Raw genomic sequence first — 26,193 nt, 5'->3', positions numbered from 1 at the left:
GCGCGCATCGTCGCCGTGCGGAAGGAGGGACTTGAACCCTCACGCCCGAAGGCACAGGAACCTAACTCCTGCGTGTCTGCCGATTTCACCACTCCCGCGAGTGCCCGTTCAGTCTAGGCGGGCGCGAGTCGCCGGGCCCGCAGCAGCCACAGCGACAGCGAGAGCAGCACGACGCCCGTGACGGCGATCGGGAGGTCGAGGAAGAACTCGAGCACGAGGAACGGCGGCACGAACGCGAGCACGGCCGCGATCGCGATGGCCGCAGAGCCCGGGCGGCGGCGGCCGTCGGGGATCGTCGTCGGCACCTGCTCGAAGCGCAGCAGCAGCGGTGCGATCGCGAACACGACGCCGAGCACCACGACGAGCGCGATCGGCCGGGTCGCCCACCACACGGCGCTGCCGGGTTCGGGTGCGGCGCCCGGGATCAGCAGCGAGACGCCCTCGACGATGATGATGACCGGCAGGTGCCAGAGGTACACGGTCATGGCGCGACTGCCGACGAGGTAGACCACGGCCTGCGCGGGGCGCGTGCGCATGAGTGCGGCGAGCGGTCGGTGCAGCAGCGTGAGCAGGCTGATCTGGGCGACGCCGAGCAGCATCAGCGGCACGGTCGGCGGGTTCAGGTTCGTCAGCATGTCGGGGGAGTACCACCCGGCCGCGACGACCACCCAGATGAGGGCATAGGCGGCGACCACGAGCGCGACGAGGGTGAGCGGATGCCGCGTGCGGAACCATCCGTCGGCGTACCAGAATCCGAGCTGCTGCACGAAGAGCCAGACGAAGGCGAGGTTCAGGAGCCCGATCGGCTCGATGCCGGTGGCGATCCGGATGGCGTCGACCGCGACGGCGGCGCCAGCGAGCGCCGCCAGCGTGGCGCGCGGCGCCCGATCGTGGAGGGCGACCATCCACGGCACCGCGCACTGGGCGAGCAGGAACGCGGCGAGGAACCAGAGCGGGCTCCCGGTGCCCGTCGCGACGGTGTCGAGCAGCGCGGGATCGATGCCCGCGATCGTCGCGCCGCCGAGCACGACGGCGAAGAAGACGAAGAGCGGCAGGGCCGGCGAGGCGAGCCGCAGCACGCGCCCGCGCACGAAGTCGGCGCGATCGCCGCCCTTGCGGAGAAGGCTGCGCCAGGCGGTCAGGGCCGTGAACCCGCCCGCGGCGAAGAAGAGCGGCATGATCTGCCCGATCCAGGTCGCCGCCGCGAACCACGGCTGCGCCTCGAGGGGGCGCGAGACGACGAGCTCGCCGTCGGGGGAGTAGCCCACGCCGATCATGAGCAGGTGGATGACCACCACGAGCAGGATGCACGCGACGCGCGCCAGGTCGATGACGAGGTCGCGCCGCGAGACGGCCTCGAGTCGTGCAGACGCATCGTTGCGCAGGCTGGTCATGGGCTCCTCGTCGGGCTCGCGGAATACGTGGAGCGAGCCTACCCAAGCGGGGCGCCCCGCCACGTCAGGTGTGGAGAGGGGCCCGAAACGGCGGAACGCGGCATCCGCCCTGACTTCGTCGCGAGAGGCGATGAAGCAAGCGGATGCCGCGGTCCGACGTGCGGCGGACTCAGTCGGTCTTCTCGGCCTTGCCGCCGAAGAGCATGCGCGCGAGCACGAGCATCATGACCACGAAGCCGCCGACGACGGCGAGCGGAGCCCAGATCCAGCCGGCCGTGAAGCCGATGATCGGGATCGCGACGAACGCGACGGTCCAGATGACGGCCGTGTAGATGCCGAAGCGGGCGCCGGAGGCGGGGTCCTCCTCGAAGCGGTTGCCGATGTTCGCCGCCTCGCGGTGCTGCTGCACGACCCACGGCTTGTGACGGTTGGTCTGCGTGGTGCCGAGATAGCTCAGCGCGCCGATCGAGCCGATGACGGCCGCACCGGCGAGCACGAGCCAGGCGAGGTCGAGATGCACGATGACGACGGGCGTGAACGCGAGACCCGCGAGCAGCAGGCCCGTGGCCGCGCCGTAGCCGATCGCGCGCCCGGCGGGCATGCGGTGGTTCGTCGTCGTCTCCTGGCTGAGGGCGTCGGCCGTGACGGCGCCGAGCGCGAGCCCGAACACGACGGCGAGGCCGACGAGCGCGCCTGCGCCGAGCGCGAGCAGCGGCGTGAGGCCGAGCACGAGCAGCACCAGTGCGGCGCCGCCGATGATCGACAGCACGACGGTGCGCACGACGAACGCGGGGTTCGGGCGCACGCGGTTGCGCAGCGCCGCCGCGGTGGCCGACTCGGCGCGCGCGGCGGACGTCGAGCCGCCGACACGGGTGGCGGGAGCGGATGTGGCGCTCGCGGCATCCGATGCGAGGTCGTTCTCGGCGTCGACGAGCTCGCGCACGTCGCCGAGTTCGGCGATGGCCTTGCGCGCGGCATCTGACTGGGAGAGCCCGGATGCCTCGAGCTCGCCCATGCGTGCGAGCAGGTTGCCGCGGATCTCCTCTTTCAGGTCTTGGATCTCGGGCGTGACCTCGATGCCGACGAAGGCCTCGTCGAGCAGTCGGTGCAGGTCGCCGCCGGAGGAGCGGTGGTCGGTCATGTCAGGAGCCCTTCTTGGCTGCGGGCGTGCTGCCCAGCAGGGAGTCGATGATGGTGCGGGTCGCGACCCAGGCGGCGACGTTCTGCGTGAACGCGGCGCGGCCGGCGTCGGTGATGCGGTAGTACTTGCGGCGGCCGCCCTGTGACTCGTCGCCCCAGTACGCCTCGGCGAGCCCGTCGCGGAGGAGGCGGCGGTAGCTCGCGTAGAGCGTCGCCTCCTTGATCTCGTACGCGCCGCCCGTGGCGTCGCGGATGAGCTTGTAGATCTCGAAGCCGTAGCTGTCGTGCCGACGGAGCACTCCGAGCACGATCGTGTCGGTGTGACCGCGCAGCAGGTCGGCTGCGAAGGCGTCGTCCGGCGTCGCGCCGGAGGCTGTGTCCTTGGTCATGACAAGTACTGTACCAGATCAATTACCCGATGTGAACGGCATTGCGGATGCCGCGGGCGGGCGTCGGTGCGGCGGGGCCCGATCAGGCCGAGTCGCGCCGAACGACGACGGCCGCGGCGGGCGTCGGCGCCGCCGGATCGACGGGCAGGCCGAGCGTGACGCGCGCGAGTCGCCGCCCGAACGCCGCGGTGTCGATGCGCACGGTCGTGAGGCTCGGGGTCGCGAACTCGCCGAGTCCGGCGTCGTCGAAGCCGATGACCGCGAGCCGGCCCGGAACCTCGATGCCGAGTGCGCTCGCCGCCGCGAGCACGCGCAGTGCGGTCTCGTCGTCGAGCGCGGCGACGGCGGTGACCTGCGGGTGGCGTTCGACGAACTCGGCCAGGCTGCGGCGGTCGTCGTCGGCGGTCGCGCCCAGGGTCAGCGTGTGCGGCTGCGGCATCCGCAGATCTTCGAGCACGCGACGGGCGTAGCCGACGCGCAGTGCTGCGAGTCGGGCGAGCCCAGCGGCGACCCGAGACCTCGGCAGCGCGAACCCGACCTGCTCGTGCCCGGTCTCGACGAGGTGGCGGATCTGCACCGCGGTGTGCGCGGCGAGGCCCTCGGTCCAGCCCCCGTCGGCCTGCTCGGCATCGGGGGAGTCGTAGATGCGGTCGAGGTCGAGCACGGCGCGCGGCGAGACCATCGCGGTCAGGCGCTCGATGTCGTCGGAGCCCGCTCGGTAGCGCACGAGGAGCATGTGGTCGAGGCGCTCGAGCTCGGCGTCGAGCGCGTCGATGAACGCCGCGAGTCCCGTGCCGCCGTGGGGGAGGCGCGCGACGTTCAGGATCACGATGCGCGAGGTGCCCTCGCGAAGGGCGCGCGCCGATCCGTTCGGCACGTACCCGAGCTCGGCCGCCGCGCGGCGCACGCGCTCGCGGGTCTCGGGCGAGATGGTCTCGGTCGGCTTGTCGTTCAGTACGAAGCTCACGGTCGCCTGCGAGACGCCGGCCGCCACGGAGACGTCCTTCATGGTCACTCGCTTGGATCGCATCGGCTCTTCTCCACCTCTCAGCATCCCAGCGTAGACTGCACTTATTCGATTTAGTGATCCGCAACGCGAACCCAGCGCGAGCCGGACGAGAGAGGAATGACGGCGATGAAGTCGGTCATGGTCACCGCACCCAACACCACCGAGATCGTGGAGGTGCCCGAGCCCACCGCCGGACCGCGCGACGTGCTCGTGCGCATCCGCGCGTGCGGCATCTGCGGCAGCGACCACATGTACACGATGTACGGCGGCATCCCGCCGCGGCAGGGCGCGACCCCGCTCGGCCACGAGCCCGCGGGCGAGATCGTGTTCGTCGGCGACGAGGTGACGGATGCCGCGGTCGGCGACCACGTCGTCATCAACCCGATGGCCGCGAGCGACGGCATCATCGGCTCGGGCGGCGCCCAGGGCGCGTTCTCGCCGCTCGTCGTGCTCTTCGACGCCGTCGCCGGAACGCACTTCCGCGTCATCCCGAACGAGATCCCGTTCGAGGTCGCCGCGCTCAACGAGCCCATGGCCGTGGCCCGCCATGCCGTCAACCGCTCGGGCGCGAAGGCCGGCGAGAAGGCCGTGGTCTTCGGCGCGGGCCCCATCGGCCTCGGCGCGCTGCTCAGCCTCAAGGCGAAGGGCGTCGAGCACGTCGTCGTCATCGACATCCTGCCGACGCGCCTCGAGAAGGCCCTCGCGATCGGCGCGGATGCCGTGATCAACTCGGCCGAAGAGGACGTGAAGGCCCGCCTCATCGAGCTGCACGGCGAAGCTCCGCCCGTCGTCGGCATCCGCGATGCCCGCCCCGCGACCGACGTCTACCTCGACGCCGCCGGCGCCCCCGTCGTGCCGACCACCGTGTTCGGCCTGGTCAAGCAGGGCGCACGCCTCGTCATTCCTGCGGTGCACAAGAAGCCCGTCGAGGTCGACTTCGGCGGCCTGCTCACCACCGAGATCTCGATCATCATGTCGATGGGCTACCCGACCGAGATCTTCGAGGTCACCGACGATCTAATCGCCAACTGGCGGAAGTACCGGCTCATCATCAGCGACCGCTTCGACATCGCCGACGTGCAGCGCGCCCTCGAGGTCGCCGCGACGCCCGGCGCGGCCGACAAGGTCATGGTCACGCTCGACTGAGCATCGGCGCCCGCGCTGGGCCCGCCGCGCACGCGCACGTTCGCGCGGCGTGGTCCAAACGCGGTGGCGCCGTGCTCGCGCCACGGGCGTTCGCCGCATCGGGGAGCCGATGAAACGCTCGTGACGGCGCAAAAGGCCGTGGCGCGGCATCCGTCAGCCTGATCGAGCGGATGCCGCCGGCCGGCCGTGTGGATAACTTCGCGGTGCCCGGCGGCCGTCACCCCAAGATGGGTGTCATGTCCGACCCCGTCCGCACGATCACCGAGCGCGTGCGCACCCGCGTGCTGCACGAGGGCGTCGACCTCGGCCGCGACTCGGACGCCGCCGCGAGGTTCACGCGCGAAGAGGTGCTGCGCTACAGCGAGCGCGCGCTCGCCGGGGCCCACCCCGAGCTCCTCGACGAATTCGCGACGGCACGCGAGGTCGAAGCCGCGATCACGGGCTACGGGCCGCTGCAGCCGTTCTTCGACGACCCGGGGGTCGAGGAGATCTGGATCAACGGCCCGACGCGCGTGTTCATCGCGCGCAACGGCGTCGCCGAACTCACGACCGTCGTGCTGAACGACCGCGAGGTGCGCGAACTCGTCGAGCGCATGCTGCAGCACAGCGGTCGTCGCGTCGACCTGAGCTCGCCGTTCGTCGACGCCTCGCTGCCCGACGGCTCACGGCTCCACGTCGCGATCCCCGACGTGTCGCGCACGCACTGGGCCGTGAACATCCGCAAGTTCCAACGTCGCATCCGCACGCTCGAGGTGCTCGTCGAGCTCGGGTCGCTCACCGCCGAGGCCGCCGGATTCCTGCGCGCGAGCGTCGTCGCCGGGGCGAACATCCTGGTCTCCGGCGCCACGCACACCGGCAAGACCACGCTCTTGAACGCGTTGATGTCGTCGGCGAGGGTCGACGAGCGCGTGATCACCATCGAGGAGACGTTCGAGCTCGACCTCGACGTGCGCGATCTCGTGTCGTTGCAGTGCCGCCAGCCGAGCCTCGAGGGCACCGGCGAGATCACGCTGCGGCGACTCATCAAGGAGTCTCTGCGCATGCGGCCCGACCGGCTCATCGTGGGCGAGGTGCGCGAAGCCGAGAGCCTCGACCTCCTCATCGCCCTGAACTCGGGGCTTCCCGGCATGTGCACGATCCACGCGAACTCGGCGCGCGACGCCCTGACGAAGCTCTGCACCCTGCCGCTCCTCGCCGGGCGAAACATCGACGCGTCGTTCGTGGTTCCGACGGTCGCGACCTGCATCGATCTCGTGGTGCACCTCGGCATCGATGCCAGCGGACACCGCAGCGTCGTCGAGATCTCCGCACCCACCGGCGACTGCACCGACGGCAGCGTCGACGTCGATCCGATCTTCACGACGGTGGCCGGCGAGCTGCGGCCCACCGGGATGCGTCCGCGGCGGCTCGAGAAGTACCGCGCCGCAGGGATCGTCGTCGACGATGTGCCCGCCTCGGCCGAAGAGTCGGGGTCGCCCGAACCTGCCGGCGAGGCCGCCGCATGAGTCTCGCGCTCGGAGCGCTGCTCGGCGTCGGCGTGCTGCTCGCGCTCGCGCCGATCCTCTGGCCGGCGAAAGCCACGACCGGCCGCGACGCGGAGCGTTCGGCGTTCGCCCGACGCATCCGCGACGACCTCGCACTGGCCGGCCTCGGCCACGTGCCGATCCCGGTCATCGCGGTCGTCGCGATCGTGTTCGCCATGGTCCTCGGCGCGGTGGTGCAGGCCGTCATGCAGGTGCCGACCATCACGGTCGTCGCCTTGCTCATGGGCGCGGCAGCGGTGCCGTTGGCCATCGGTTCACGTGCCGACCGGAGGCGGGCCGCCAACCGAGCGGTGTGGCCCGACGTCGTCGATCACCTCGTCGCGTCCGTTCGCTCGGGTGTGCCCCTGCCCGAGAGCGTCGGGGCGCTCGGCGAGCTCGGCCCGTCCCAGACCCGATCCGCCTTCGCGGCGTTCGATGCCGAGTACCGTCGCACGGGCAACTTCTCGCTGTGCCTCGACCGCCTCAAGGAGATGCTGGCCGACCCGATCGCCGACCGGATCCTCGAGACGTTGCGCATGGCGCGCGAGGTCGGCGGCACCGAGTTGACCGCCGTGCTGCGCGGCCTGTCGGGCTACCTGCGCGAAGACGCTGCGCTCCGAGCCGAGGTCGTCGCACGCCAGTCGTGGATCCGCAACGCGGCACGACTCGGCGTCGCCGCCCCGTGGCTCCTCCTCGTCGTGCTGTCGTCGCGGCACGAGACGCTCGTCGCCTACGACTCTCCCGCCGGCGCCGCGCTCATCGTCGTGGGGGTCATCGTGACGATCGTGGCCTATCAGTCGATGAACGCGCTCGGCCGACTCCCCGAGGAGCGACGATGGTTCCGCTGAATGCGACCGTGCCTCTCGCCCTGCTCTTCGGCGTGCTGATCGGGCTCGGCGCCTGGCTCGCGCTGAACGCCGTTCCGCGCATCGGACGACCGCGGCTCGCCGAGCGGGTCGCGCCGTATGTCGCCGACTTCTCGGTCGAGGCGAGGGCGATGCTCGCGCGCCGATCGTCCGATCCGTCGCCCGTCTTCGGGGTCGTCATCGGACCGGTGCTGCGCCGGCTCCGAACCGTCGTGCTCTCGTGGCTCGGTGGCCCCGAGACCGTCGCCAGACGGCTACGACAGGCGGGTTCGTCGTCGACCGTCGAACGCTTCCGCGCCGAACAGCTCGCCTGGGGGTCGGCTGCGTTCGCCGCATCCGTCGTGCTGGCGCTGTTCGCACCCGGGTTCGCCGCACTGCCGGGCCCCGTCCGAATCGTCGCACCGCTGCTCGCGGCGGCGCTCGGAGTGCTCGCGCGCGACTGGCTGCTCCAGCGGAGCGCGGCCCGACGGCTCTCGCGAATCTCCGACGAACTCCCGACGGTGCTCGAGTTCCTCACCCTGAGCCTCACGGCCGGCGAGGGCATGCTCGACGCGCTCCGCCGGGTGGCACGCATCGGCTCCGGCGAGCTGCCGCAGGAGTTCCGGGCGGTCGTCGCCGCGGTCGGCACCGGAGTGCCGCTCGCCGACGCGATCACCGAACTCCGCGACGCGCTCGATCACCCCGCACTCTCCCGTGCGCTCGATCAGGTGCTCGGCGCCCTCGATCGGGGAGCGCCGCTCGCGTCGGTCCTCGCCTCGCAGGCGGGCGATGCTCGCGACCAGGCCAAACGCACGATCATCGAGCTCGCGGGCCGCAAGGAGATCGCGATGCTCGTGCCGCTGGTCTTCCTGATCCTGCCGATCACCATCGCGTTCGCGCTCCTGCCCGGCTATCTCGTGCTCCAGACGGGGTTCTGATGCGAACTCCGCGCCACTCGCCCTCACCGCGCCCCGATGGCGCGACCGAAAGGAACCTCGATGCAGCTGCACCTCGACCGTCTGAAGCTCGCGATCTCCCGGCGCCTGGTCGCCCTCTCGTCGAACGAGCGAGGCGACGTACCCGGATGGGTGCTGATCACGCTCATGACCGCCGGGCTCGTGATCGTGATCTGGGGCCTCGCCGGGCCCGCGCTGGCGGGCGTGTTCGAGCAGGCGATCGATCGGGTCACCGGCTTCTAGGTCGCACGCGACCGGATGCCACGGGCGGTCGCGCTGCGGCCGGGCCGACGGTTCCCGGGCTCCGCACCCTGCGGGTGCGTCTGGCCGACGACCGCGGCTCCGCCGTCGCCGAGTTCACGATGGTCGGCGTGCTGCTCACCGTGCTCGCGCTCGCCGTCGTCCAGCTCGCCCTCGCGTTGCACGTGCGCAACACCTTGTTGGACGCCGCAGCCGAGGGCGCCCGATACGCCGCGCTCGCCGGTTCGTCGCCGTCCGACGGGGTTGCGCGCACGCGCGACCTCATCGATGCGGCGATCTCGGCCGACTACGCGCAGCAGGTCGCCGCGGCGACCACGTCGATCGGCGGAGTCCCCGCCGTCGAGATCCGGGTGCGCGCGGCGCTGCCGGTGATCGGGTTGCTCGGCATCTCGAACGGGCTGGAGGTGGCAGGGCATGCGCCGATCGAGACGCTCGACTGAGTCGGGCGGTGGCCCCACCGCTCGTCTCGTCGACGACGAAGCCGGCTCCGCCTCGCTCGAGTTCCTCACCGTCGGCCTGCTCCTCCTCGTTCCGATCGTGTACCTCGTGCTGAGCGTCGCGGCGATCCAGGCGGGTGCCTTCGCCGTCGAAGGTGCGGCACGGCATGCCGCGCGGATCGCGGCCGACGGCGCAGGGGCTTCCGGTACCCCGGCTGATGTCGAACGTGCCGTGCGCATCGCCCTCGAGGACTTCGGCGTTGATGCCGACACAGCGACGGTCGCCGTCACGTGCGCGTCCGCCGCGTGCAATGTGCCGGGCGAACGTATCGACGTCGTGGTGAGCGCGCGGGTGATGCTGCCGCTCGTTCCCGACGTGCTCGGGCTCTCGGGCGTCGCGAACGTTCCCATCGAGTCTGGTGCGACGCAGACGGTGTCTCGGTTCGCCGGGGTCGCGCCATGAGCCGCCGGACCCGAGCGACCAGGTCGACGCAACCGATGCCGCCGCGACGTCGGGTCGTCGGGGAAGCACCCGAACTGCTCGACGATGAAGTCGGATCCACGCTCCTCCTGACGATCTTCTTCTCGTTCCTCGCGCTCGTCATCATGCTCGTCGTGGTTGGGGCGTCCTCGCTGTATCTCGAACGCAAACGACTCTTCACGCTCGCCGACGGTGCGGCGCTCGCCGGGGCCGAGGCCTGGAGCCTCGACGAGGTCTCGATCGACGGCGACGCCCTCAGCCTCGAGCTCGACGACGCGGCGGTACATGCGGCGGTCGCGGCGTATCTCGGTGACGCTGCGGGCCGACTCGACGGCGTAGAACTGGTCGGCGCCGCGTCGCGCGACGGGCGCAGTGCGACCGTGACCCTCCGCGCCGTATGGCATGCGCCGCTGCACACCGAACTGCTGCCGCTCAGCGTGCCGATCGAGGTCACGACGACGGCGCGCTCGGTGTTCCATTGAGCGCGCCGTTCGCGGTCGCGCCGCCACCGGTCGCGTCAGGTCGAGGGCTCGCGCCGTACGATACGTCGCAGTGAGCATCGACACCGATCCGAGGCCAGGGCACCGACCCGACGAACGTCGTCCGCGCGCCCGCGCGGTCATCACGGAGGTGCTCGGCTGGGCGTTCGCGGTCGCCATGGCGGTGCTCGTGACCGCGCATGTCGTGGCGACGCGCGACGAGCTGATGTTCGTCGACGCCGACTCGATGTTCAACGCGCTGCTCACGCATTCGATCGCGTCGGGCGTTCCGCAGAGCTGGGCGATGTCGCCCGTGCTGTTCGTGCCCGAGGCGATCGCGTTCGGTGCCGTCTCGTTCTTCGTTCCAGACCTGCATTCGGCGTTCGTCGTGAGTTCGGTCCTGAACTTCGTCGCGCTCTACGGCGCGTTCCGCGTCGCCTCGGGCAGCAGTCGCACCGCGACCGCGCCGGTACTCGGTGCCGCGCTCGGGTACACCGGGTTCTGCGCGATCGCGTTGCTCGAAGCCGGCGGCGACCGCAACAGCATGCAGCTCGCGAGCCTGCTCGGCACCACGACGTACTACAGCGCCACCGCCATCGGCTCGGTGCTCGTCATCGGGCTCCTCCGGCGCGCGCTCGACACCGGCCGGCTGCGCGCCCGCGTCTGGGCGCCGCTCGTGGGCGTGATCGCGGTGTCGGCGTTCAGCAACCCGCTCATCGTCGTGTGGGCGGTCGCCCCCGCGGCGCTCGTGCTGCTCGGCTTCTCCGTCCGTACGGCGATCGCGAGCAGGGGGCGGATGCCGCGGCGCGCGCCGCTGCCGGTCGCACTCGTGATCGTGCTCGCCGCGGCATCCGCCCTCGGGCTCGTCGCCCGTCGTGCAGCCGACGGGCTGATCGTGGCCCAGAGCAGCGACTACCTCGGCGCGGCGAGCCCGTTCACCGCGATCGCCGGACTGGTGCACGCCGTGGCCGTCGAACTCGGCCGACCCGGGGGAGTCGTGGCCGCACTCGGGCTGTTGGCCCTCGTCGTGCTCGCAGTTGCGCTGACGTTCACGCGCACGGCGCGCGAGCGACCCGGCGCCGGATTCCTCGTCGCGGTCGCCTGGATCGCCCCGGTCGCCTGCACGGTCGGCGTGATCCTGCTCGGCAACGACACGCCGCGCTACCTGCAGCCGTGGGTGTTCGCGCCCGTGCTCGTGCTCGCGTGCCTCGCCGAGTGGGCGCCGCTGGGCATCCGGGCGCGACTCGACTCCTCGAGCATCGCGTCGAACGTCGGGTCGAACACGGCGGCGGACGCCGAGCCGGGCAGACGTCGGGGGAGCGTGCTCGCGCTCGCCGTGGCATCCGTCGTCATCCTCGTGCTCGGCTGCATCGGGGTCGTGAGGCTCGCGACGGCATCGACCACCGCATCGGCGACGTCTCTCTCGTGCGTCGTCGACTGGGTGGACGCGACCGACCGCCACGGCGCGGGCCAGTTCTGGACGATTCGCGCGCCCAAGGCCTACGCCGCCGACCCGGCGCAACTGCTGCAGGTGACGTACGAGCTGCATCCGTACGCCTGGCTCGTGAACCGCACCGACTTCGAGGCGACCTCGGTCTCGTTCCTCATCACCGACGCCCAGAGCATTCCGTTCGTGCTTCCGAGCGGCGTGAGCCTCGCGGATGCCGCGACGATCGACTGCGGCCGCTACACGATCCACGACTTCGGCCCGACCGACATCCCGGTCTTCTGAGGCGGTCGGGCGCCCCCGCGCCCCGGCGGCCGGGACCGCTGAACGCACCGCGCCGGTGAATGCGTTTGACTGGACCCATGACCTCCGACCCCCAGAGCCGCGCACGTTTCGGGCGGAACACGTCGCGCATCGCGATCGTCGGCGCCGCCGCCGCGGTGATCTCGCTGGTGCTGCCCGCGATCCCGGCCCTCGTCGTGGCCTTCGCCGCCTTCGTGCTCGGTCTCGTCGCGCGCCGCCAGTTGCGGGTCGACCCGGCGACCGGGCCCTCCTGGGTGTCGATCATCGCGCTCGTGCTCGGAGGGTTCATCTTCGTGACGCAGGGGGCCATCGTCTGGTTCGCGACGCGGTGAGCCGACCGGGCCGGATCGATCGGCGTTCTCAGCCCCAACCGCGCCCGGTAGGCTGGGGGAGCCATGTTGGATCTTGACCTCACGCAGGAGATCGCCGCGCTGCGCTCCACCTTCAGCGATATCAGCGCCGTCGTCGACGTCGAAGCCGTCAAGGCCGACATCGCCCGTCTGTCCGAAGAGGCCGGCAAGCCCGACCTCTGGGACGACCCCGCCGCCGCGCAGAAGGTGACGAGCGCGCTCAGCCACCGGCAGTCCGACCTCAAGCGCATCACCGACGTCGAGCAGCGCCTCGACGACCTCGACGTGCTCATCGAGCTCGCCCTCGAGATGGACGACGAGGAGTCGGCCGCCGAGGCGCGACAGGAGCTCGCGAAGCTCGAAGAGGTCATCGGCCAGCTCGAGGTGCAGACCCTGCTCGACGGCGAGTACGACCCGCGCGGCGCGGTCGTCACGATCCGCTCGGGTGCGGGCGGCGACGACGCCACCGACTTCGCCGAGATGCTCATGCGCATGTACCTGCGCTGGGCCGAGCGGCACAAGTACCCCGTCAAGGTCATGGACACCTCCTACGCCGAGGGCGCCGGCATCAAGTCGGCGACGTTCGAGATCGACGTGCCCTACGCGTACGGCACGCTCTCGGTCGAAGCCGGCACGCACCGCCTCGCGCGCATCAGCCCCTTCGGCTCGGCCGACAAACGCCAGACGAGCTTCGCCGCGGTCGAGGTCATCCCCGTGATGGAAGAAGCGGTCGAGGTCGAGATCCCCGAGAACGACATCCGCGTCGACGTCTTCCGCTCGTCGGGCCCCGGCGGGCAGTCGGTCAACACGACCGACTCGGCCGTGCGCCTGACCCACCTTCCGACGGGCCTCGTCGTCTCGATGCAGAACGAGAAGTCGCAGATCCAGAACCGTGCAGCGGCCATGCGCGTGCTCCAGACCCGACTCCTGCTGCTGAAGCGCGAAGAGGAGGCGGCCAAGAAGAAGGAGCTCGCCGGCACGATCACGGCGAGCTGGGGCGACCAGATGCGCTCCTACTTCCTCTACGGCCAGCAGCTCGTCAAAGACCTGCGCACGGGCTACGAGGTCGGCAACCCGGCGAGCGTCTTCGACGGCGATCTCGACGGCCTCATCGCCGCCGGCATCAAGTGGCGCAAGCGCAAGGACGACGACTAACCGACGGTCGAACCGCTCGGGCTCGTCGGCTCCTCAGGGGCCGGCGCAGGCCGGAGTCCGGCGAGCATCGCGCGCAGTCCGAGGTCGAAGCTGCGATCGGTCGGGCGGATGCCGCGTGCGGCCGTCTCCCGGGCGCGCAGCGCCTCGGCGGCGGCGAACACCGGTGCGGTGGCCGCGGCATCCCCTGGGGACATGATGTCGGCGGGGGCGAGCGCATCGAGCGATGAGCCGATGATGAACGACTCGAAGGCGACGATCGTGTCGACGACGTCGCGCTCGGCCCACCCCTCGTCGATCAGGCGACGCGAGATGGCCTCGTAGTTGTCGACGGACCCCTGCTGGCCGTCGACCGGCGTCGTGGCGAGCAGGGTGATGCCCGACGGGAACGCGGCGAAGACGTCGCGGTAGGTGCGTCCCCAGCGTGAGACGGCCTCGTCAAGCGGTACGTCGGGGTCGGCGAACCCGTCGGTGTCGATGGGGCCCGCGAGGCGCCCGCGCATCGCCCGGATCACCTCGCCCTTGCCGCCGAAGTAGTGGTAGAGCGCGGGCGGCTGCACCGAGAGCGAGCGGGCCAGGGCGGCCATCGTGAATCCGTCGGGGCCCGCCGTGCGAGCGAGTTCGAACGCGGCGTCGACGATCTGGTCGACGCTCAGCACGCGCGTGCGGGGTCGTCCGGCTGAGCGCTTCGTCGGGGTCTCGGCCACGGGGCTCCTCGTCGGATTTGCGGCGGGCGGAGGCGAGGCGTAGCCTGTGCCCGATTTTATTTACGACCATTCAATTGTACGGCGACCCCGAAGACGAGGCGCCCGGAAGGCGGCAACGCATGCAGCAGGTCTTCGCCGACACCATTCTCGTCGGTGCGCGCGTGATCACGATGAACCCGCGCCAGCCGAGCGCCGAGGCTGTGGCGATCCGCGGCGGTCGCATCATCGCCGTCGGCGACGCGACGACGCTCGGGGAGCTGCGCGGGCCCCGCACCGTGGTCGAGGACCTGCACGGCGCCTGCATCACGCCCGGCCTGATCGACGCGCACATGCACCCGATCCAGGGCATCGAGCTCGCGGTGGGCGTCGACTTCGGGGGAGTGCGCGACCCCGAAGTGTTCCTCGCGATGCTGCGCGCCGAGGCCGACCGCGTCGCCGACGGGGCCTCCGGCGGTTGGGTTCGCGGATGGAACGTCGACTACGACGTGTTCTCGACATTGCCCATGACCGCGGCCGCGATCGACGCCGCGACCTCGCCCGCCCCCGCGTTCCTCATGTGCTTCGACGGCCACACCGCCCTCGCGAACACCGAGGCGCTGCGCCGCTCGGGCATCACGGGCGTGCGGAGCTTCGGGGACACGTCTGAGATCGTCGTCGACGAGCGCGGCACGCCCACCGGATGCCTCCGCGAGGACTCCGCGTTCGACCTCGTGCTGCGCACGGCCCCCGAGTACGCGCGCGACGAGACGCTCGCGCGCGTGCGCGGGATCCTCGGCGGACTCTCGGCCTCGGGCATCACGGGCGGCTGCATCATGGACGGCAACCCGGGCACGCTCGACCTGCTCGACGAGCTCGACGGCGAGGGCGCCGGTGCGGGCCGCGGCGCGGGCGACGGCGACCCCGCGACATCCGAAGCCCACGACGTCGTGAGCGGCCTGCCCGTGCGCATCGTCTCGGCGATGGCCCACAACCCGGGCTACGACGAGGAGCGCACGGAGCGCTACCTCGCCCAGCGCGACCGTCACGGCGCCCGCTGGCGCGGCGGCCTCGTGAAGCTGTTCAACGACGGCGTCATCGACACGGGCACCGGCTGGCTCTACGAGCCCGACACCCACGGCGACGGCAACAGCTCGTTCTGGGCCGACCCGGCCGAGTTCGAGCGCGTCGTGGCCCGATACGCCGCCGCGGGGTTCCAGATCGCCACCCACGCGATCGGCGACCGCGCCATCGGCACGACGATCGACGCGTACGTCAAGGCCGGCGTGCACTCGCGCCGCGGCGCCCCGCACCGCATCGAGCACCTCGAACTGCTCGCCGACCGCGATCTCTCGCGGCTCGCCCAGTTCGGCATCACCGCATCGGTGCAGCCTCTGCACATGCAGTGGCGCAAGGCCGACGGCAGCGACTTCTGGGCCGAGCGACTCGGCCCCGAGCGCGCCGCCCTCGGCTGGCGCGTGCGCGACATGATCGACGCCGGCGCCCCCGTGGCGCTCGGCTCCGACTGGCCGGTGGCGCAGACCGATGCGCGCATCGGCCTCGCCTGGGCGCGGCTCCGCCGTGAACCCGGCAACCCCGACGCCCCGGTGTTCGAGCCCGACCAGTTGCTCACGCCGTTCGAGGCCCTACAGGGCTACACCGTCTGGGCCGCGCAGGCCCAGGGCGACCACGACCTCGGCGTCATCGCGCCCGGGTACCGCGCCGACCTCGTCGTCTGGGAAGACAGCCCGCTCGACGTCGGCGCGGACGACCTGCTGAACCTCCCCGTGCGCACGACGATCGTCGACGGGCGACCCCAGTACGCGGCCTCCGCCGCCTGACCCTTCGAATCCAGAGGCAACCATGCAAGACGTCGGCGCGCTCGCGCTCCTTCCCGTCGTCATCATCCTCGTCGTGGCCGTGTTCACCCGGCGCACGCTGTTCGCGATGCTCTGCGGCACCCTCACCGGTGCCGTGCTGCTCGGCGGCTGGGAGTTCTTCGACTCCTGGATCGGCTACTTCGGCACCGCCATGGCCGACGAGACGCTGCAGTGGCTCATGCTCGTCGTCGTGCTCTTCGGCATCCTGATCACGCTGTTCGAGCGCTCGGGCGCCGTGCGCGAGTTCGCGGCCTGGGCCGAGCGCTTCGTGAACTCGAGGCGCAAGTCGACGGTGCTGAGCTTCCTGCTCAGCATCGTGCTCTTCGTCGACGACTACCTGAACGTGCTCACCGTCGGCACGTCGATGAAGGCCGTCACCGACCGCTACCGGGTGCCGCGCACCGAGCTCGGCACGATCATGAAGATGACCGCGGCGCCGATCGCCGTCATCGTGCCGTTCTCGACGTGGGCGCTCTTCTTCGCCGGCCTGCTCGAGGCGCAGGGCGTGACCGCCAACGGGTCGGGCTTCGGCGCGTACCTGCAGGCCATCCCGTTCATCTTCTTCGGCTGGATCGCGATCGCGATCGCCGCACTCGTCGCGTTCGGCTGGTTCCCGCGGCTCGGCGCGCTGAAGAAGGACATCGCACGGGCGGATGTCACGGGCGACGTGTTCCCCGTCGGCACCACCGCCGAGGAGCGCGAGGCCGAGGGCGGGCTGCCCCTGCACGCCGAGGTCGGCGAGTTCGCGGCCTCCGGCGATGCTGGATCGCGTGCCGTGACGGCCGAGCCCACGACCGGCCTCTCGGCGACGACCGACGGCCAGCCCGCGGCATCCGCACGCACCGCGACCGTCGTCGCGACCTGTACGCCCGAGTACGCCAAGCCCCGCCCGTGGAACTTCCTCGTGCCGATCGCGGTCATGATCGCGGTCACGATCCTCACCGAGGTCGACGTGCTGAAGGGCACGGTCGCCGCGCTCCTCGTCGCGATCGTCATGTACACGGTGCAGCGTCGCCTGAAGATCAAGGGCGTGCTCGAGGCCGCGTTCGACGGCGTCGGCAGCATGCTCTTCGTCATCGTGCTCACCGCGCTCGCGTTCATGGTGCAGCACATGAACATCGACCTGCACCTCGCCGACTGGGTGATCGACACGACCGAGCCCGTCATGAGCGGCGCGCTGCTGCCGGCCATGGTGTTCCTCGTCTGCGGTGTCTACGCCTACGCGACCGGGTCGTTCTGGGACCTCGCCGCGGTCATCACGCCCATCGTGATCCCGCTCGCGTTCGCGATGGACGTGAACCCGATCATCGCGGGCGCCGCGGTCTTCTCGGGCGCCGCGCTCGGCTCGACGACCTGCCTCTACGGCGACGGCATCATCCTCGCGTCGCGCTCGACGGGCATCAAGCCGCTCAACCTGATGACGGCGATCCTGCCGTACGCGGGCATCGCGGCCGCGCTCACGCTGGTGCTCTACCTCGTCGTCGGGTTCGCCGGCGTCTGAGTTCGCGAGCCGCGCGTCCCGATCCGTGGGCGGCGATGCCGATTTCCGGTGTCGCTGCCCACTTTTCCGTACGGCCTGCTTAGGCTCGAACGCGATGATCCGCTTCGACTCCGTCACCAAGACCTACTCCGGGCAGGCGAAGCCCGCGCTGAACGACATCGGCGTGGAGATCCTCCGCGGCGAGTTCGTGTTCCTCGTGGGCGCATCCGGCTCCGGCAAGTCCAGCTTCCTGCGACTGATCCTCAAAGAGGAGAAGCCGTCGAAGGGCACGATCCACGTGCTCGGCCAGAACCTCGGCTCGATCTCGAGCCGCAAGGTGCCCTACTTCCGGCGCGACCTCGGCGTGGTCTTCCAGGACTTTCGGCTGCTGCGCGACAAGTCCGTCTACGAGAACGTCGCGTTCACGCTGCGCGTCATCGGCAAGTCGCGCGGCTACATCCACACCGCGGTGCCCGAGACCCTGAAGCTCGTCGGACTCGACGGCAAGGGCAAGCGCATGCCGCACGAGCTCTCCGGCGGTGAGCAGCAGCGCGTCGCGATCGCGCGCGCCATCGTCAACAAGCCCCAGATCCTGCTCGCCGACGAGCCGACGGGCAACCTCGACCCCGTCACGTCGGCCGGCATCATGACGCTGCTCGAACGCATCAACGCGGGCGGCACGACCATCATCATGGCCACGCACGAGGCCGGCATCGTCGACGAGATGCGTCGTCGCGTGATCGAGCTCTCCGCCGGCGACATCGTGCGCGACGAGCGCTCGGCCGGCTACGGCTCGGTCGTCGGCACCCTGCCCGTCGATGACGACGCCGTCGCCGCGGCGGCCGCGGTCGCGGCAGCCGAAGCGGCGAACGCGGCGCTGCTGCACGAGCAGCACGAGCGCGAGGCGAAGGCGGCCGCCGCGGCGGGCGCCGCGGCCAAGCCGAAGCGCGGCTCGAGGTCGAAGAAGCAGGCCGAGCCCGAGCCGATCGCGCCCGTCGTCGCCGGCGACGCCCCCGAGACGATCACCGCGGCGGCACCGAAGGTGACCCCCGAGATGATGCAGCAGAGCCAGCCGCTCTACGTCGAGCCCGAGGCCACCGACGCCGTCACCGACGCGGCGGCCGAGATCACGGCGGCGGCGACGGCGTCGATCGAGATCCCGCGAGGGTCGAAGGCGACGGATGCCGCGGCATCCGCAGATCAGGCGGACGAGGCCGATGCCGACGCGACCGCCGACACCACCGGCGAAGCGGATGCCGCAGCCGACGTGAAACAGCACCTCACGCTCGCCGAACGACTGGGGCTCCGAGCTCCGGGCGGTCCGCGCGAAGGCGACGACGACCAGGAAGTGGGCCCGACGCGATGAGGTTCGGACTCGTCCTCGCCGAGGCCGGCAACGGCCTGCGGCGCAACATCACCATGGTCGTCTCGGTCGTGCTCGTGACGTTCATCTCGCTCACGTTCGTCGGCACCGCGGCGCTGCTGCAGCTGCAGATCGCGCAGATGAAGAACTACTGGTACGACCGCGCGCAGGTCGCGGTGTACCTCTGCACCTCGGTGTCCACGGCCGCCGGATGCGTCGACGGCGAGGCCACGGCCGAGCAGAAGGACGCGATCGAGGCGCAGCTGACCTCCGACACGCTCTCGCCGTTCATCGACGAGTACTACTTCGAGGACCGCCAGCAGGCCTACGAGAACTTCCAGGAGCAGTTCGCCGGCACGCCCGCGGCCGACTACGTCACGCCCGAGGTGCTCAACGAGACGTTCTGGGTGAACCTCGTCGATCCGTCGCAGTCCGACGTGCTCGTCGAGGCACTGGCCGGGCTCGCCGGTGTCGAGCAGGTCGTCGACCAACGGCGCTACCTCGACCAGATCTTCGACGTGCTGAACGCCGCGAGCTACACGGCCATCGCCGTGGCGGCGATCATGCTCGTCGCGGCCGCGCTGCTGATCGCGACGACGATCCGGCTCTCGGCGTTCTCGCGACGGCGCGAGCTCGGCATCATGCGGCTCGTCGGCGCCTCGAACCGGTTCATCCAGACGCCGTTCATCCTCGAGGGCGTGTTCGCGGGGCTCATAGGCTCGGTGCTCGCGGGTGGGGCGGTCGTGGCGATCGTGCACTTCTTCGTGCAGGGTTACCTCGCCGACCGATTGTCGTTCACGTTCGTCGATCTGGGCGACGCCCTGCTCGTCGTGCCGCTGCTGATCGTCGTGGGCGTGCTGCTCGCGGCGCTGTCGGCCGGCATCGCGATCCGACGGTACCTGCGCGTCTGAGCCCTCGTCGGCGTGCAGGCGAGCAGCACGCCGACGCCGCCGCGACGGTGCCGGGCGCGCACGCGGCGTCGGGGCGTGTGCGCGTGCACTAGAGTGAAAGGCTGCTCCGGATGCCGGGGCATCCGTCGAATCGAGAAGGAGCATGCCGTGCCCAGGGAACGCGGTCAGAAGGTCGTGGCGACCAACCGCAAGGCGCGCCACGACTACACGATCGAGGACACCTACGAGGCGGGCATCGTGCTCACCGGCACCGAGGTGAAGTCGCTCCGCGAGGGGCGCGCCTCGTTGGTCGACGGCTACGCGTTCATCGACGGCGGCGAGGCCTGGCTCGATGCCGTGCACATCCCCGAGTACACCGAGGGCACGTGGAACAACCACTCGCCCCGGCGCAAGCGCAAGCTCCTGCTGCACAAGCAGGAGATCGTGAAGATCAGCCACAAGACGAAAGAGGGCGGCTACACCCTCGTTCCGCTGCAGATCTACTTCGCCGACGGTCGGGCCAAGGTCGAGATCGCGGTCGCCAAGGGCAAGCGCGAGTACGACAAGCGCCAGGCGCTGCGCGAGAAGCAGGACAAGCGCGAGTCCGATCGCGCCATCTCGAGCCGTCGCCACCTCGGCGAGTAGCCGACGCGTCGGCCCTGCACGGGCCCTGCGCCCACGCGGGCGGCCGTGCGCCCGCGGGCACATCTCGCGGCGCCCTCCCAGTCGCCGGGTCGGGGCGGAGGGGTAGGCTCGTCGCGATGGAGACTCCGACCCGAATCCCAGTTGCCGGCACCTACAACTTCCGCGACGTCGGAGGGTTGCCGGCTGCCACCGGTACCGTCCGCGACGGCGTGCTCTTCCGCTCAGACGGCCTCTACCGCATCGGCGACGAGGGGCGCGAGCAGCTTCGCGAGCTCGGCGTCGGCATCGTCATCGACCTGCGCGACGAGCAGGAGGCCGCCCGCATGCCCGACGACCTCGACGGGCTCGACGTCGAGGTGCTCCGGCTGCCGGTGTTCGAGGGCTCGGGTGCGTCGCAGGGCGCGGCGGGCATCTCGCTCGAGGCGCTCTACGACCGCATCGTGACGTTGCACGCGCCGATCGTCGTCGACGCCGTGCGCGAGATCGCGAGCGCGGGCGAACGCGGCGTGCTCGTGCACTGCACGGCCGGCAAAGACCGCACCGGCGTCGTCATCGCGATCACCCTGCTCGCCGTCGGCGTCGACCGCGACGCCGTCATCGAGGACTACGCGCGCACCGAGGGCAACCTCGCGGGCGAATGGCTCGAGGAGATGATCGAACTCATCGGCCGCTACGGCGTGCCCGACAGCCCGGCCCTGCGTACGCTCATGGGCGGCAGCCCTCGCGAGGCCATCGAGAGCGCCATCGAGACGATCGAGCGGGCGCACGGCAACACGCGCGAGTACCTGCTCGCGTCGGGGCTGTCCCTCGACGAGCTCGCCCGGCTCGAGCAGTTGCTCGTCGACGCAGACTGAGGGCACGGCCCGCGAGGGCCGAACTCTTGCCGGGTCAGCCGATCTCGGCCGTGAAGCGGGCATCGACCGATGCCTCGATCACGAGATCGAGCGGCGCGAACTCGGTCGACGACCCGCCGCCCTGGTCGGCGACGGCGCGCATCATCATGGCCTTCGGCATGGGCGAGGGCTGAGAACCGAGCAGGCCGTGGTCCGACAGCTCGACGACCGTCGGCGTACCGAGCCCGAGCGCGGAGGCGTACACGCCGGCCTTCGCCACCGCGTCGGCGACCGCACCCCGCTGCGCGGCCTCCTGCGCGCTCCGGCGCGTGGCATCCGTCAGCCGCCATTCGACGCCGCCGATCGTGAGCTCGTCGGAGCCGGCCGCGTCGCCCAGCCACTCGCCGAGCCGGTCGAGGTCGCGGAACACGACCTCGACGTCGGCGCGCGCCTCGTGCACGAGCGGCAACTGGCGGCCCTCGGCGTTCCACGGACGCTGCGACCAGACGCGCAACTGCGGGGCCGACCAGCTCTCGAGGGCTCCGGATGCCTCGAGCCCGCGTACGGCTGTCAGCAGGCGCTCGTGGGCGCTGCGTGTGCGCGAGAGGACGTGGTCACGGGACTCGCCCGAGCCTCCGACCGACAGGGTCACGGCGGCGAGTTCGGGCGCGATGCGTTCTTCTGCACGGCCGGTGACGGCGATGGTGGTCGGCATGGAGCCCCTCTCGACGGCGAGCTCGTGGACCGAGCCCCGGAGGCCGCACCGGCATGCGCGGCCGAGCCCAGCCTAGGCGGCGGCTCCGACAGCGCCGAAGACCGCCCTGAGGACCGGGGCGCGCGCCGCGTGGGCGCGCGCCCCGGCTCAGACGGTCAGCCGCGCCGGCAGCGCCCCCGCCCGGTCGAAGAGCCGCTCGAAGACCACGCCGCGGTCGAACTGCAGCGCGTACGCGCGTGCTGCGGCCGCCCGCTCGGCGCGCTCCGCCGGGGAGAGGGCGAGCGCGGCGTCGATCGCGGCCGCGATGGCATCGGGATCCTCGACCGGCACGATCGTCGCGTGCGAGCCGACCGCCTCGATGATGCCGCCCGTGTCGGTCGTGATCACGGTGCCGCCGCCCGCGAGCATCTGCTCCGCGAGGGCGATGCCGAACGTCTCGACGAACTCGGGGCGCGGCTTGCTCGGCAGCACGTACGTCGCGCACCCGGCCATGAGGTACGGCTTCTCCGCATCGTCGACGTCGTCGAGGAACACGATGCGGTCCGCGAGGGCCGATGCCGCCGCGAACTCGCGCAGCGCCTGCTCCTCGGGGCCGCGACCCACGATCACGAGCTTGAGCCGTTCGTTCGCCGACGTGCGCTCGAAGCCCCTGATGAGGTCGTCGACGCCCTTCGCCTTCGTCAGACGCGAGAGGAACAGCACGTAGCCGTCGCGCTCGAGGCCGCGCATCGCGAGCGTCGCCTCGATCACCGCCGGGTCGAGATCGAGGTAGGCCGACGTGTCGATCGCCGGGTACGAGATCTCGATGCGGCGGCTGCACTGCTCGGCGAACGCCGTGCCGTGCTCCGCGTCGATCTCGGCCGCCGAGCTCACGATCAGGTCGCGCGTGTACTCCGAGACCGCCACGCAGTGGTCCTGCGAGAGGTAGCTCGAGAGCACGTGCGCGGCGGCGCCGAAGCGGCCCTCGTCGACGCACGAACGCACGACGTTCGTGACATCCGACCCCACGGCCTCGGCGATCGTCGTGACGTTCACGGGAAGTCCCGTGTTCCACGCGGCGCGCACGGCGTCGGCCACGGCGATCGTGTGCGGGCTGAGGTACAGCGAGAGGCAGACCGTCGGCACGCCGTCGGTGAACAGCTCGATGAGCCGCCCCGTGATGCCGGCGAGGTACCGCCCGTCGGGCACCTTGTAGTCGCCGACGGGGTCGGGGCGCTCGACGAAGATGCCCTCGCTGTACGGCAGCATCGTGTCGAGCGGTTTCAGCGGCAGGCCCGTGGCCTCGAGCCGATCGATCGGCCAGGTGATGATGCGCACCTCGTCGAATCCGCGTTCGATCGCGGCCTCGGCGAGATTGCGGCCCTCGACGGAGTGTCCGCAGATCACGGGGTCGGCGCGGTTGACGATGACGAGACGGTTGCGTGGTGTGCCGGTCATGATGGTTCCTTTCAGCGCTGACGGTGGTGCGAGGTCATCCGCTCGGGGTCGACGGTGGACGGGCATCGGTACCCCCTGCACCGGGCTCGGGCCCGAGCTCGACGAGTAATCGGCCGCCGCGGTGCACCTCGTCGCCGCGCAGCCAGGTGCGCTCGAGCGGGTTGCCGTTCAGCGAGACGCGCTGCACGTACTGCGCCGGGCCGCCGTGCCGGGGCTCGACGAACCCCTTCGTCTCGATCGCGAGGTCGCCGCCGCTCATCGCGATGCGGCTCTCGGCGTGGGCCGGGGCGTTCACGAGGAAGAGGTTCTGCCCCGCGACCGGGAAGAGCCCGAGCGACGCCCACACGTACCAGGAGCTGAGCCCGCCGGAGTCGTCGTTGCCCGGCAGCCCGCCACGGCCGGTGCCGAACTGCTGCTGCACCGCCGCGTGCACGACCTCGGCCGTGCGATCGGGGCGCCCGGCGTAGTGGTACGCCCACGGGGCATCCATGTCGGGTTCGTTGTTCATGCCCTCGAACCGGCCGAGCGCGTAGCCCGCGGTGATCTCCTCGAGGCTCGGCTGCAGTCCGGGCTGGCGCACGGGCTCGGCGCCGAACCCGAAGAACCGGTCGAGCATGTCGACGAAGCGGTCGTCGCCGCCCGCGAGGTCGATGCGTCCGCGCATGTCGTGCAGCAGGCGGAACGAGTAGTTGTGACGGCTGCCCTCGTAGAACGTCGAGTCCACCAGCAGGCCCGTCTCGGGGTCGAAGGCGTTGCGCCACCGCGACGAGAGCCCGAGGAACTGCTCGCCGAGCGCCCGGTCGCCCACGCGCTCGGCGACCTTCGCCGTGCACCAGTACCCGAACGCGAGGTCGAGCGTGTGGCTGATGGGATGCGCGTGCCCGCGCAGCAGGAAGTCCTCGCCGTAGGTGCGCCGGAGATCCGCGTGCATGTGCACGAGCGCCCAGTCCCAGTCGACGCCCGGCAGCTCGAGCTGGCAGAGGTCGGCGAGGAAGGTCTGGGCGAGCGCGCTGCCCTGACGCGAGAAGCGATCGCTGCCCCGCGCCATCCGGTACCCGATCGGGAAGTTGCCCTCCTCCTCGCAGATCGTGAGCAGCGCCGTGCCGAGTTCGACCGCACGTTCGGGCATGAGGGCCGTGATGAGCGGCAGTTGGGTTCGGTAGATGTCCCACATCGTGGACAGGTCGAACACGAACGGCCCGTCGGTCGGCCAGAACGGGCTCTCCTCGGGTGCGAGGCAGGGCTTGATGAGCGAGTGGTAGAGCGCCGTCGTGAAGACCGTGTCGCGTTCGGCGCTCCCCGCATCGACCGCGATCGTCTTCAGCTGGCGCCGCCAGGTCTTGCGCGTGCGCTCGCGACGCGGGGCGAATCGCGAGTGGCCCTCGCCGCAGTCGGCGCGGAGGTTCGCCTTCGCCTGCTCGACCCCGCGCAGCGAGAAGCCGATGCGCACCTCGATCGACTGGCCCGGCTCGCTCGGTCCCGCCCACATGAGCCCGAACGGCCGCAGGGTCGTCGGGCGGATGTGGTCGAACGCGAGCCGCGTGCCGCCCGGCATCAGCCGGCGGTCGTACCAGAGCATCTGCCGCCACGAACTCGCGTCGCACTCGATGTAGACGGCGAGCGGCGTGCCCTCGACGACGATCTCGCCCTGCGCGACGCCCGGCCCGACCGACTCGAGCTTCGCGCGCAGCGGGATCGTCTCCCCGTACGGGATGCCGAGCCCGCCGAGCGAGAAGTCGATCACGACGCGCGCGTTGCGATGCCGCGGGAACGTGTACCGGTGCACCGCGCTCTTCGGCCCCACCGTCAGCTCCGCCCGGATGCCGTTCTCGAGCGTCGCGCCGTAGAACCCGGGCTCGGCCGTCTCGTCGACGATCTCCCACTGCCGACCCAGCTCGTCGAGGGGCTCGATCATCGGCGTCACGCGGAAGTAGTTGTAGTACTTGCGGATCGCGCCCGTTCCGGACTGCTGGAAATGCGTGAATCCGGATGCCACGGCACGGTCGTGGATCGCGACGGGCAGCCCCTCGGTGCCGAGGTCGTAGCGTCCGTATCCCGTCGGATACGCCCCGGAGTACGCGCACGCCGAGACCATGCCGAGCGGATACGTCGCCCCCGGATGCGTGTTGCCGACCTGCGGCTTCGGCCACCACCAGGTCGCCGCGAGCCCCGACGGCGGCGGCAGATCCGTGGCCTCGGTGCCGATGAACGGGTCGACGCGGCCGATCATGCCGGGCATGCCTGCCCGGCCCGTCTCGTCGGCGCCGCCATGCGCTCATCGGTCGCGTGCATCGTGGCCATGTGGGGACGCTACGTGCTCGGCGCTCGCCGTAGGTTACGGGCCGATGAACGATGCCGGGCGACCCTGCGGCATCCGTTCGACCCGACATCCGTGCGATGAGCGCGTCGGATGCCGCGGCTGACCGGAACCGGGAATGACACGCCGCGCAGGCTGTTGTACTCTGTAAGGCCGCGTGAACTTCGGTTCAGGCGGGTTTGAGAACTCCACAGCGTGTGACAACGGCTCGCCGAACCGGTACGACCGGGCGGTGCGACATGGGGATGATCGGTTTCGACATCGTCTGTGTACCCACGAGAAGCGGGCCGAGGATCCAGGGTTATCTCGTAAACGATCTCTGGAAAACAATAACTGCCAATAAGACGCAGTCTGACTTCGCCCTCGCTGCTTAAGCGAGTCCGATAGTCCGTCAGCCCGGGTTCGTTTCCGCCCCGGTCGCTGGCGTCATCTAGGAAACTCGCTGTGCGTCGTCGCCTGAGCGCCGTACGGGACTTCATTCAGGCTGGGCCTGTCGACTTAGGTGCCTGTGGCAAAGGTCGGGGCCGAGCAGAACGCCTGCACAGGATGCGCCCGGAGAAGGCGTGGAAACTCAGCGATGGACGGGGGTTCAATTCCCCCCATCTCCACCACCAGCCGTTGTCGCACGTTGCGGAACT

25 protein-coding genes, 1 tRNA gene and 1 other RNA gene are annotated in these 26,193 nt (G+C 70.8%); 18 read left to right on the top strand and 9 right to left on the bottom strand.

Annotation, left to right across the window (positions count from 1 at the left end; translation table 11 throughout):
• Positions 1-16 precede the first annotated feature (16 nt).
• From GQR16_RS00645 to GQR16_RS00625, 5 genes are all read right to left on the bottom strand, one after another.
• A tRNA-Leu gene (locus GQR16_RS00645) sits at positions 17-98 on the bottom strand.
• 15 nt (positions 99-113) lie between these two features.
• Complete coding sequence (locus GQR16_RS00640) at positions 114-1,394, bottom strand: acyltransferase family protein (RefSeq protein WP_157413227.1); 1,281 nt, start codon at positions 1,392-1,394, stop codon at positions 114-116.
• A gap of 169 nt (positions 1,395-1,563) precedes the next feature.
• Complete coding sequence (locus GQR16_RS00635; protein ID WP_157413226.1) at positions 1,564-2,535, bottom strand: permease prefix domain 1-containing protein; 972 nt, start codon at positions 2,533-2,535, stop codon at positions 1,564-1,566.
• Between the two features lies 1 nt (position 2,536).
• Positions 2,537-2,923 (bottom strand): PadR family transcriptional regulator, encoded by a 387-nt coding sequence (locus tag GQR16_RS00630; RefSeq protein WP_157413225.1) that lies wholly within the window; start codon positions 2,921-2,923, stop codon positions 2,537-2,539.
• Positions 2,924-3,005: 82 nt separating this feature from the next.
• Positions 3,006-3,953, bottom strand: a complete 948-nt coding sequence (locus GQR16_RS00625) for a LacI family DNA-binding transcriptional regulator (RefSeq protein WP_157413224.1) — start codon at positions 3,951-3,953, stop codon at positions 3,006-3,008.
• Positions 3,954-4,070: 117 nt separating this feature from the next.
• Between GQR16_RS00625 and GQR16_RS00620 the strand changes: the two genes are divergently transcribed.
• The 11 genes from GQR16_RS00620 to prfB all read left to right on the top strand — a co-directional run bounded on the left by GQR16_RS00620 (position 4,071) and on the right by prfB (position 13,315).
• Positions 4,071-5,078 (top strand): zinc-dependent alcohol dehydrogenase, encoded by a 1,008-nt coding sequence (locus tag GQR16_RS00620; protein WP_246200369.1) that lies wholly within the window; start codon positions 4,071-4,073, stop codon positions 5,076-5,078.
• Between the two features lie 236 nt (positions 5,079-5,314).
• On the top strand, positions 5,315-6,583 hold the full coding sequence (locus GQR16_RS00615; protein ID WP_425482598.1) for a TadA family conjugal transfer-associated ATPase: 1,269 nt from the start codon (positions 5,315-5,317) through the stop codon (positions 6,581-6,583).
• Entirely contained in the window at positions 6,580-7,449 is an 870-nt protein-coding gene (locus GQR16_RS00610; protein WP_157413223.1) for a type II secretion system F family protein, read from the top strand. The genes GQR16_RS00615 and GQR16_RS00610 overlap by 4 nt, the downstream gene beginning before the upstream one ends.
• Positions 7,437-8,384: a type II secretion system F family protein gene (locus GQR16_RS00605; RefSeq protein WP_157413222.1), complete on the top strand. Its 948-nt coding sequence runs from the start codon at positions 7,437-7,439 to the stop codon at positions 8,382-8,384. The genes GQR16_RS00610 and GQR16_RS00605 overlap by 13 nt, the downstream gene beginning before the upstream one ends.
• Positions 8,385-8,444: 60 nt before the next feature.
• Positions 8,445-8,645 (top strand): hypothetical protein, encoded by a 201-nt coding sequence (locus GQR16_RS00600; protein WP_157413221.1) that lies wholly within the window; start codon positions 8,445-8,447, stop codon positions 8,643-8,645.
• A gap of 74 nt (positions 8,646-8,719) precedes the next feature.
• A complete protein-coding gene (locus tag GQR16_RS00595; protein ID WP_211373415.1) occupies positions 8,720-9,103 on the top strand; it encodes a TadE/TadG family type IV pilus assembly protein in 384 nt (127 codons plus the stop codon).
• Positions 9,078-9,563, top strand: a complete 486-nt coding sequence (locus GQR16_RS00590) for a TadE family protein (RefSeq protein ID WP_170298382.1) — start codon at positions 9,078-9,080, stop codon at positions 9,561-9,563. Before GQR16_RS00595 ends, GQR16_RS00590 begins: the two co-directional genes overlap by 26 nt.
• Before the next feature lie 35 nt (positions 9,564-9,598).
• Positions 9,599-10,063, top strand: coding sequence for a pilus assembly protein TadG-related protein (locus GQR16_RS00585; protein ID WP_157413219.1), 465 nt, complete (start codon positions 9,599-9,601; stop codon positions 10,061-10,063).
• 70 nt (positions 10,064-10,133) lie between these two features.
• Positions 10,134-11,792 carry a hypothetical protein gene (locus GQR16_RS00580; protein WP_157413218.1) on the top strand — a complete coding sequence of 553 codons (1,659 nt, stop codon included), beginning with the start codon at positions 10,134-10,136 and terminating at the stop codon, positions 11,790-11,792.
• 77 nt (positions 11,793-11,869) lie between these two features.
• Positions 11,870-12,142, top strand: a complete 273-nt coding sequence (locus GQR16_RS00575) for a hypothetical protein (protein ID WP_157413217.1) — start codon at positions 11,870-11,872, stop codon at positions 12,140-12,142.
• A 63-nt stretch (positions 12,143-12,205) separates the two neighbouring features.
• Positions 12,206-13,315: a peptide chain release factor 2 gene (gene prfB / locus GQR16_RS00570; RefSeq protein WP_157413216.1), complete on the top strand. Its 1,110-nt coding sequence runs from the start codon at positions 12,206-12,208 to the stop codon at positions 13,313-13,315.
• Here the strand turns inward: prfB and GQR16_RS00565 are convergent.
• A complete protein-coding gene (locus GQR16_RS00565) occupies positions 13,312-14,019 on the bottom strand; it encodes a TetR/AcrR family transcriptional regulator (protein ID WP_157413215.1) in 708 nt (235 codons plus the stop codon). The genes prfB and GQR16_RS00565 overlap by 4 nt on opposite strands.
• A gap of 119 nt (positions 14,020-14,138) precedes the next feature.
• Between GQR16_RS00565 and GQR16_RS00560 the strand changes: the two genes are divergently transcribed.
• The 6 genes from GQR16_RS00560 (at position 14,139) to GQR16_RS00535 (ending at position 21,107) form a co-directional block, all read left to right on the top strand.
• Complete coding sequence (locus GQR16_RS00560) at positions 14,139-15,836, top strand: amidohydrolase (protein WP_157413214.1); 1,698 nt, start codon at positions 14,139-14,141, stop codon at positions 15,834-15,836.
• A gap of 22 nt (positions 15,837-15,858) precedes the next feature.
• The gene (locus tag GQR16_RS00555) at positions 15,859-17,376 is read left to right on the top strand and encodes a Na+/H+ antiporter NhaC family protein (protein ID WP_157413213.1); all 1,518 of its coding nucleotides are present in this window, start codon (positions 15,859-15,861) and stop codon (positions 17,374-17,376) included.
• Between the two features lie 94 nt (positions 17,377-17,470).
• Entirely contained in the window at positions 17,471-18,721 is a 1,251-nt protein-coding gene (ftsE, locus tag GQR16_RS00550) for a cell division ATP-binding protein FtsE (RefSeq protein ID WP_157413212.1), read from the top strand.
• Complete coding sequence (gene ftsX / locus GQR16_RS00545; protein WP_157413211.1) at positions 18,718-19,629, top strand: permease-like cell division protein FtsX; 912 nt, start codon at positions 18,718-18,720, stop codon at positions 19,627-19,629. The genes ftsE and ftsX overlap by 4 nt, the downstream gene beginning before the upstream one ends.
• Positions 19,630-19,776: 147 nt before the next feature.
• A complete protein-coding gene (gene smpB / locus GQR16_RS00540; RefSeq protein ID WP_157413210.1) occupies positions 19,777-20,253 on the top strand; it encodes an SsrA-binding protein SmpB in 477 nt (158 codons plus the stop codon).
• Between the two features lie 116 nt (positions 20,254-20,369).
• Positions 20,370-21,107, top strand: coding sequence for a tyrosine-protein phosphatase (locus GQR16_RS00535; RefSeq protein ID WP_157413209.1), 738 nt, complete (start codon positions 20,370-20,372; stop codon positions 21,105-21,107).
• A 34-nt stretch (positions 21,108-21,141) separates the two neighbouring features.
• On the opposite strand, the gene GQR16_RS00530 is transcribed toward GQR16_RS00535, so the two are convergent.
• From GQR16_RS00530 to GQR16_RS00520, 3 genes are all read right to left on the bottom strand, one after another.
• Complete coding sequence (locus GQR16_RS00530; protein ID WP_157413208.1) at positions 21,142-21,801, bottom strand: SIMPL domain-containing protein; 660 nt, start codon at positions 21,799-21,801, stop codon at positions 21,142-21,144.
• A 147-nt stretch (positions 21,802-21,948) separates the two neighbouring features.
• Complete coding sequence (locus tag GQR16_RS00525) at positions 21,949-23,238, bottom strand: glycosyltransferase family 4 protein (protein WP_157413207.1); 1,290 nt, start codon at positions 23,236-23,238, stop codon at positions 21,949-21,951.
• Positions 23,239-23,272: 34 nt separating this feature from the next.
• The gene (locus GQR16_RS00520; protein ID WP_157413206.1) at positions 23,273-25,468 is read right to left on the bottom strand and encodes a glycoside hydrolase domain-containing protein; all 2,196 of its coding nucleotides are present in this window, start codon (positions 25,466-25,468) and stop codon (positions 23,273-23,275) included.
• Between the two features lie 328 nt (positions 25,469-25,796).
• On the opposite strand from GQR16_RS00520, the gene ssrA reads away from it, so the two are divergent.
• Positions 25,797-26,166, top strand: a transfer-messenger RNA (tmRNA) gene (ssrA, locus tag GQR16_RS00515).
• Positions 26,167-26,193: the final 27 nt, after the last annotated feature.

It is taken from the genome of Agromyces allii (assembly GCF_009749385.1).
GTDB lineage: Bacteria > Actinomycetota > Actinomycetes > Actinomycetales > Microbacteriaceae > Agromyces > Agromyces allii.
Note: the sequence above shows the minus strand (reverse complement) of the source record. Positions and strands in the feature narration are given on the sequence as shown.